At 71.1% G+C, this 6917-nt stretch carries 5 protein-coding genes and 1 pseudogene; 3 read left to right on the top strand and 3 right to left on the bottom strand.

Annotated elements, in window-relative coordinates; genetic code table 11:
• Positions 1 to 48: 48 nt before the first annotated feature.
• Positions 49 to 510: a GNAT family N-acetyltransferase gene (locus AE652_RS11330; RefSeq protein ID WP_049651146.1), complete on the bottom strand. Its 462-nt coding sequence runs from the start codon at positions 508 to 510 to the stop codon at positions 49 to 51.
• Positions 511 to 609: 99 nt separating this feature from the next.
• Positions 610 to 1401 (bottom strand): VOC family protein, encoded by a 792-nt coding sequence (locus tag AE652_RS11325; RefSeq protein WP_049651145.1) that lies wholly within the window; start codon positions 1399 to 1401, stop codon positions 610 to 612.
• Between the two features lie 191 nt (positions 1402 to 1592).
• Between AE652_RS11325 and AE652_RS11320 the strand changes: the two genes are divergently transcribed.
• The 3 genes from AE652_RS11320 (at position 1593) to AE652_RS11310 (ending at position 6621) form a co-directional block, all read left to right on the top strand.
• On the top strand, positions 1593 to 3830 hold the full coding sequence (locus AE652_RS11320) for an ATP-dependent RecD-like DNA helicase (RefSeq protein ID WP_049651144.1): 2238 nt from the start codon (positions 1593 to 1595) through the stop codon (positions 3828 to 3830).
• 225 nt (positions 3831 to 4055) lie between these two features.
• A complete protein-coding gene (locus AE652_RS11315) occupies positions 4056 to 5345 on the top strand; it encodes a citrate synthase (protein WP_049651143.1) in 1290 nt (429 codons plus the stop codon).
• A gap of 556 nt (positions 5346 to 5901) precedes the next feature.
• On the top strand, positions 5902 to 6621 hold the full coding sequence (locus tag AE652_RS11310) for an SDR family NAD(P)-dependent oxidoreductase (RefSeq protein ID WP_049651142.1): 720 nt from the start codon (positions 5902 to 5904) through the stop codon (positions 6619 to 6621).
• A gap of 84 nt (positions 6622 to 6705) precedes the next feature.
• On the opposite strand, the pseudogene AE652_RS11305 reads toward AE652_RS11310, so the two are convergent.
• Positions 6706 to 6917: pseudogene (locus AE652_RS11305) on the bottom strand (haloacid dehalogenase); the annotation flags it as partial.

Raw genomic sequence — 6917 nt, 5'->3', positions numbered from 1 at the left:
GGGTCCCGGATGGGGGTTCTTCGCATTTCCGGGCTTTTGAGCGCGTTCTCAGAGCTTGAGCTTGAACCCGACGTGCGAGGCCACGAATCCCAGCCGCTCGTAGAAGCGGTGTGCGTCCGTGCGCGTCGCGTCGGAGGTCAGCTGGACGAGGTCGGCGCCGAGTTCGCGGGAGCGGTCGACGGCCCACCGGATCAGTTCGGTGCCCAGGCCGCTGCCGCGTTCGTCGGCGTGGATGCGGACGCCCTCGATGATCGTGCGGGTGGCGCCGGCCCGGGAGAGGCCGGGGACGACGGTGAGTTGGAGGGTGCCGACGGTGCGGCCGGCCCGGTCGGCGACGATCAGGTGCTGGTGCGGGTCGCCGTCGATGCTGGTGAAGGCGGTGCGATAGGGGGTGAGGTCGTCGGGGCTCTCGCGGGTGGCGCCCAGCGGGTCGTCGGCGAGCATGGCCACGATCGCCGGCAGGTCGTCGGCGGTGGCCCGCCGGATCGTCAGAACAGCCGTTTCAGTCATGATCAGAGACTAGAGGCCCCTGTCTGGCGCACCGCGCCTTGTCTACGCCCGTAGCACCCCTTCCCGGGCCTTCTGAAGGGCCGTGGGACCCTCTCGGCGTCAGTCCCCGGGCTTGGCACTGGTGATGACGGCGAAGACGGCGCCGTGCGGGTCGACCAGCTGGGCCAGGCGGCCGACGCCGTGCACGTCCATGGCCGGGATCCGTACGGTCGCGCCGAGGGTGTCGGCGATGGCGAGGCTGGCGTCGGCGTTGGGGACCTCGAAGTAGGGGAGCCAGTGCGAAGTGGTGCCGCGCGCGGTGTGTTCGGGGCCGAGCTGCATGATGCCGCCGTGGGCGTCGTCGCTGCCGCCGCCGGCCGGGGTGAGGACGGTGTACATCACCTCGCCGAGCGGGACGTCCTGCTCCTGCCAGTCGAAGACGGAGCGGTAGAAGGACTTGTCGAGTTCGGCGTCGACGCTGTAGCACTCGGCCCAGCAGAGGCTGCCCTCCTCGGTGACGACGTCCAGGCCGCGGGTGCCGTGCGGCTGCCAGACGGCGAAGTCGGCGCCGGTCGGGTCGGTGTAGGCGGCCATCCGGCCCGCGGTGAAGACGTCGAAGGGGGCGAACCGGACGCGGCCGCCGGCCTGTTCGACCAGCGCGGTGGTGCGGTCGGCGTCCTCGGTGGCGAAGTAGAGCGTCCAGCCGGGCGGGGTGCCCTCCTCGGCGAGCGGGCCCAGGGCGGCGACGGTCCGGCCGTCGAGCTGGAAGAAGCCGTAGCCGCCGGCCTCGGGGCCGGCCGAGTCGAAGGTCCAGCCGAACAGCGCGGTGTAGAAGTCGACGGACGCGCGGGTGTCGGGGCTGCTCAGGTCGAGCCAGTCCGGGGAACCGGGGCGGAAGTCGGTGTTGAGCATGGCGGCACTGCTCCTCGGACGGGGCCCGGGCGGGCGCGGTCGACGGCGGTCCCCCTCGGTCCCTCCCAGCCTGGCACCTCGGCCGGGGCGGTGCACGGCAGCCGCCGCCGCACCGGCGGGGGCGGGGTGTCGGGGCGGGGCGGTACGGTGCGTAGCGGAATCGTCCACCCGTACCGGTCGAAGGGGGTCCGGTGAGCAAGCAGGCGGCGCAGTCCGGGCAGCAGGTGCCGCGCCAGCTCGCGCAGGTCGAGGGCGTGCTGGAGCGGATCACCTACGCCAACGAGGAGACCGGCTACACGGTGGCCCGGGTGGACACCGGCCGGGGCGCGAACGACCTGCTGACGGTGGTGGGCGCGCTGCTGGGGGCGCAGGTCGGCGAGTCGCTGCGGCTGCACGGGCGGTGGGGCTCGCACCCGCAGTACGGGCGGCAGTTCACGGTGGAGAACTACACCACGGTGCTGCCCGCCACGATCCAGGGGATCCAGCGGTACCTGGGCTCGGGGCTGATCAAGGGGATCGGGCCGCGGTTCGCCGAGCGGATCGTGGAGCGCTTCGGGGCGGACACCCTGGAGGTGATCGAGAACGAGCCGGGCCGGCTGATCGAGGTGCCGGGGCTGGGGCCCAAGCGGACCAAGAAGATCGCCGCGGCCTGGGAGGAGCAGAAGGCCATCAAGGAGGTGATGGTCTTCCTGCAGGGGGTCGGGGTGTCCACCTCGTTGGCTGTGCGAATCTACAAGCAGTACGGCGACGGTTCGATCGGGGTGGTGCGGAACGAGCCGTACCGGCTGGCCTCGGACGTGTGGGGCATCGGCTTCCTGACGGCGGACCGGATCGCCCAGGCGGTGGGGATCCCGCACGACAGCCCGGAGCGGGTGAAGGCCGGCCTGCAGTACGCGCTGTCGCAGAGCACCGACCAGGGGCACTGCTTCCTGCCGGAGGAGCGGCTGATCGCGGACGGCGTGAAGCTGTTGCAGGTGGACGTCGGGCTGGTGATCGACTGCCTGGCGGAGCTGGTGGCGGCCGAGGGCGTGGTGCGCGAGGCGGTCCCGGGGGAGGGCGGCGAGCCGGTCACCGCGGTGTACCTGGTGCCGTTCCACCGGGCGGAGATCTCGCTGGCCAACCAGCTGGTGCGGCTGCTGCGTTCGGACGCGGACCGGATGCCGTGGTTCGGGAACGTGGACTGGCCGGTGGCCCTGGACTGGCTGGCGAAGCGGACCGGGGCCGAACTGGCGCCGGAGCAGGAGGAGTCGGTCCGGCTGGCGCTGACCGAGAAGGTCGCGGTGCTGACGGGCGGTCCGGGCTGCGGCAAGTCGTTCACGGTGAAGTCGATCGTGACGCTGGCGCTGGCGAAGCGGGCCAAGGTGGTGCTGGCGGCGCCGACCGGCCGGGCGGCGAAGCGGCTGGCGGAGCTGACCGGGGTGGAGGCCTCGACGGTGCACCGGCTGCTGGAGCTGAAGCCGGGCGGGGACGCCGCGTACGACCGGGACCGGCCGCTGGACGCGGACCTGGTGGTGGTCGACGAGGCCTCGATGCTGGACCTGATCCTGGCGAACAAGCTGGTCAAGGCGGTGCCGCCGGGCGCTCACCTGCTGTTCGTGGGGGACGTGGACCAGCTGCCCTCGGTGGGTGCCGGGGAGGTGCTGCGGGACCTGCTGGCGGAGGGCGGGCCGATCCCGTCGGTGCGGCTGACCAGGATCTTCCGGCAGGCGCAGCAGTCCGGCGTGGTGACCAACGCGCACCGGATCAACGAGGGCAGGCCGCCGCTGACGGACGGGCTGGCGGACTTCTTCCTGTTCGCCGAGGACGACGCGGAGCGGGCGGCCGGGCTCACGGTGGACGTGGTGGCGCGCCGGATCCCGCAGAAGTTCGGCTTCGACCCGCGCCGGGACGTGCAGGTGCTGGCGCCGATGCACCGCGGCCCGGCCGGCGCGGGGAACCTGAACACCCTGCTCCAGGCGGCGGTGACGCCGGCCCGGGAGGGGCTGGCCGAACGCCGGTTCGGCGGCCGGACGTTCCGGGTGGGGGACAAGGTCACCCAGATCCGCAACAACTACGACAAGGGGCGGAACGGCGTCTTCAACGGCACAGTGGGAGTGGTGACCGCGCTGAGCGTGGACGACCAGCGGCTGACGGTGCTCACCGACGAGGACGAGGAGGTGGCGTACGACTTCGACGAACTGGACGAGCTGGCCCACGCGTACGCGGTGACGATCCACCGCTCGCAGGGGAGCGAGTACCCGGTCGTGGTGATTCCGGTCACCATGTCCGCTTGGACGATGCTCCAGCGGAACCTGCTCTACACCGCTGTGACCAGGGCACGGAAACTCGTGGTGCTGGTGGGGTCACGCAAGGCGATCGGACAGGCCGTCCGGGCCGTCAGTGCAGGTCGGAGGCATACCGGACTCGACCATCGGCTCGCAGCTGGATGATTATCCAACGGGATGGTTGCCTCTAATGTTCTCTTGACGTGAAGAGATTTACGGCAGAGCCTAGGGTGGTGCCGATCTTGTCCGGTTCGTACCGGCTGCGGCAGCAGGTTTTGTAGGGGCGGGCCCTTTCGGGCCACCCCGGGTGCGCGACTGTCCTCCGGATGGGGGATGGTAGAGACAGTCAGGGCACCTTGGAAGAGGATTCATTTCGTCGGTGAGGAAGACGTGAGCGACAACTCGGTAGTACTGCGGTACCAGGACGGCGAGTACGAGTACCCCGTCGTCGAGAGCACTGCGGGCAACGCCGGCTTCGACATCTCGAAGCTGCTCCCGCAGACCGGCCTGGTCACCCTGGACAACGGCTTCGGTAACACCGCCGCGTACAAGTCCGCGATCACCTTCGTGGACGGCGACAACGGCATCCTGCGGTACCGCGGCTACCCGATCGAGCAGCTCGCCTCCGATGGCGGGTTCATCGAGACCGCGTACCTCCTGATCAACGGCGAGCTGCCCAACGCGGACCAGCTGGCCGAGTTCAACCGCGAGATCACCCAGCACACCCTGCTGCACGAGGACGTCAAGCGCTTCTTCCAGGGCTTCCCGCGGGACGCCCACCCGATGGCCATGCTGTCCTCGGTCGTCGGCGCGCTGTCCACGTTCTACCCGGAGAGCCACAACCCGTTCGACGCGGCCCAGCGCCACCTGTCGACGGTCCGCCTGCTCGCCAAGCTGCCGACGATCGCCGCGTACGCGTACAAGAAGGCGATGGGCCAGCCCTTCGTCTACCCGCGCAACGACCTGAGCTACGTCGAGAACTTCCTGCGGATGACCTTCGCCGTCCCCGCCGAGGACTACGAGCTCAACCCGGTCGTCGTCAACGCGCTGGACAAGCTGCTCATCCTGCACGCGGACCACGAGCAGAACTGCTCGACCTCCACCGTGCGCCTGGTCGGCTCCAGCCACGCCAACCTGTTCGCCTCGATCTCGGCCGGCATCTCGGCCCTGTGGGGCCCGCTGCACGGCGGCGCCAACCAGGCCGTGCTGGAGATGCTGGAGAGCATCCAGAAGGACGGCGGCGACGTCGACGCCTTCATCACGAAGGTGAAGAACAAGGAAGCCGGCGTCAAGCTGATGGGCTTCGGCCACCGGGTCTACAAGGCGTTCGACCCGCGTGCCGCCCAGGTCAAGCTGCTCGCGCACGAGGTCCTCGGCCAGCTCGGCAAGAGCGACGAGCTGCTGGACATCGCGCTCAAGCTGGAGGAGCACGCCCTCAAGGACGACTTCTTCATCTCGCGCAAGCTGTACCCGAACGTGGACTTCTACACCGGCCTGATCTACCGCGCCATGGGCTTCCCGACCAGCATGTTCACCGTGCTGTTCGCCCTCGGCCGGCTGCCGGGCTGGATCGCCCACTGGCACGAGATGATCAACGACCCGACCAGCCGGATCGGCCGTCCGCGCCAGATCTACACCGGCACCGCGATCCGCGACTACGTCCCGCTGGACGCCCGCTGACCGCAGCGGCGCCGACCACCGGCCCGCACGGAAGCTGAGAGGGGCCCGACCGCGAGAGCGGCCGGGCCCCTTCGCGTCCCGGTGGCGCGCCCGAGGGCCCGCGCGGGGACGGAACCGTACGGCGCACGACTCCGGGGTCGGCCGCAGCCGGGGACGGCCGCTCAAAGCGTCCCAGGCCCGCCAGAACCCCGGCGTCGTGCGCGAAGGCCGTCAGGGTCGACGACCGTCCCGGGGCCCGCCGGAGCCCCGTCGGCGACAGCCCGCTGGAAGCGCGGGGACACGTTGCCGTTCAGCGTGTCCCCGCCCACCGGAAAAACTGCCGCACTACCAACCTAAGACGTATCAGGGTGCGAGAAGTTACGCCCGGGGGGTGTGAGCTGCCTCTCGCCACGCTCCGTGTGCGCGTCGTACCACGCTCATATCACACCTTCGCTCGCGCCGGACGTCACCCTCCCCGCAGTCACGGCAACCGAGCGTGATAGGAATCGTGGCATTCCGGTACGGACCGTCGCGCACATTCGCCGCGCGACGGCGGAACTGGGGAGGGAGTGCGCAGATGGCCAGGAACGTCGTCGTCACCGGCGGTGGCACGGGAATCGGGTACGAGGTCGCGCGGCGGTTCGTCGAGGCCGGCGACCACGTGGTGATCGTGGGCCGCCGCCGGGAGGTCCTGGAGAAGGCCGCGGCCGGACTCGGGCCGAACGTCACCCCGCTGGTGTGCGACCTCGCCGACCCGGACGCCGTCGAGGCCGCGCTCGCCGACCTGCCCGAGCGGATCGACGTCCTGGTCAACAACGCCGGCAGCCGCGAGACCGTGGTCGGCGGCGGGCCGCACGCCCTGCTGGCGCGCTGGCGCGGCGACTTCGAGCGCAACGTGCTGACCGTGGTGCTGCTCACCGAGTCGGTCCGCGACCGGCTCACCCCGGGCTCCGGCCGGGTGGTCACCATCAGCTCCATCGCCGCCCTGCGCGGGGCCGGCTCGTTCGGCGCGGCGAAGGCCTCGCTGCACGCCTGGAACCACTTCCTGGCCGCCCAGTTGGGCACCTCGGGCATCACCGCCAACATCGTCGCGCCGGGCACCGTCGCGGGCACCGAGTTCTTCGGGCCGCGGCTGGACGAGGCCGAGGTCGCCCGCCGGGCCGCCCGCACCCTGCTCGGGCGGATCGGCGAGACCGGCGAGGTGGCGGCGGCGGTGTACTTCCTGGCCTCGCCCGAGGCCGGGTTCATCACCGGCGAGATCCTGCACTGCAACGGCGGCGAGCTGCTGGGGCGTTGAGCCCCGGCCCCGAACGCCCCGGGGCACCCCGTACGCGTCGAGGCCCCGGACCGACACCGGTCCGGGGCCTTCGCGTCGGCCGGCTCAGGCGGGCCGGAAGCGGCGCAGCCGCAGGCTGTTGGTGACCACGAAGACCGAGGAGAAGGCCATCGCGGCCCCCGCGACCATCGGGGTGAGCAGGCCGGCGGCGGCCAGCGGGATCGCCGCCACGTTGTAGCCGAAGGCCCAGAACAGGTTGCCCTTGATGGTGGCCAGGGTGCGGCGGGAGAGCCGGATCGCGTCGGCCGCCGAGCGGA

Source organism: Kitasatospora sp. MY 5-36 (genome assembly GCF_001182915.1).
Lineage (GTDB): Bacteria > Actinomycetota > Actinomycetes > Streptomycetales > Streptomycetaceae > Kitasatospora.
The sequence above is the reverse complement of the archived record's forward strand: the minus strand, read 5'-3'. Positions and strand labels throughout refer to the sequence as shown.

Bases quoted from the DNA above. Each gene is read 5' to 3' on its own strand.
- AE652_RS11330 (WP_049651146.1), bottom strand. From the start codon at position 510: ATGACTGAAACGGCTGTTCTGACGATCCGGCGGGCCACCGCCGACGAC.
- AE652_RS11325 (WP_049651145.1), bottom strand. From the start codon at position 1,401: ATGCTCAACACCGACTTCCGCCCCGGTTCCCCGGACTGGCTCGACCTG.
- AE652_RS11310 (WP_049651142.1), top strand. From the start codon at position 5,902: ATGGCCAGGAACGTCGTCGTCACCGGCGGTGGCACGGGAATCGGGTAC.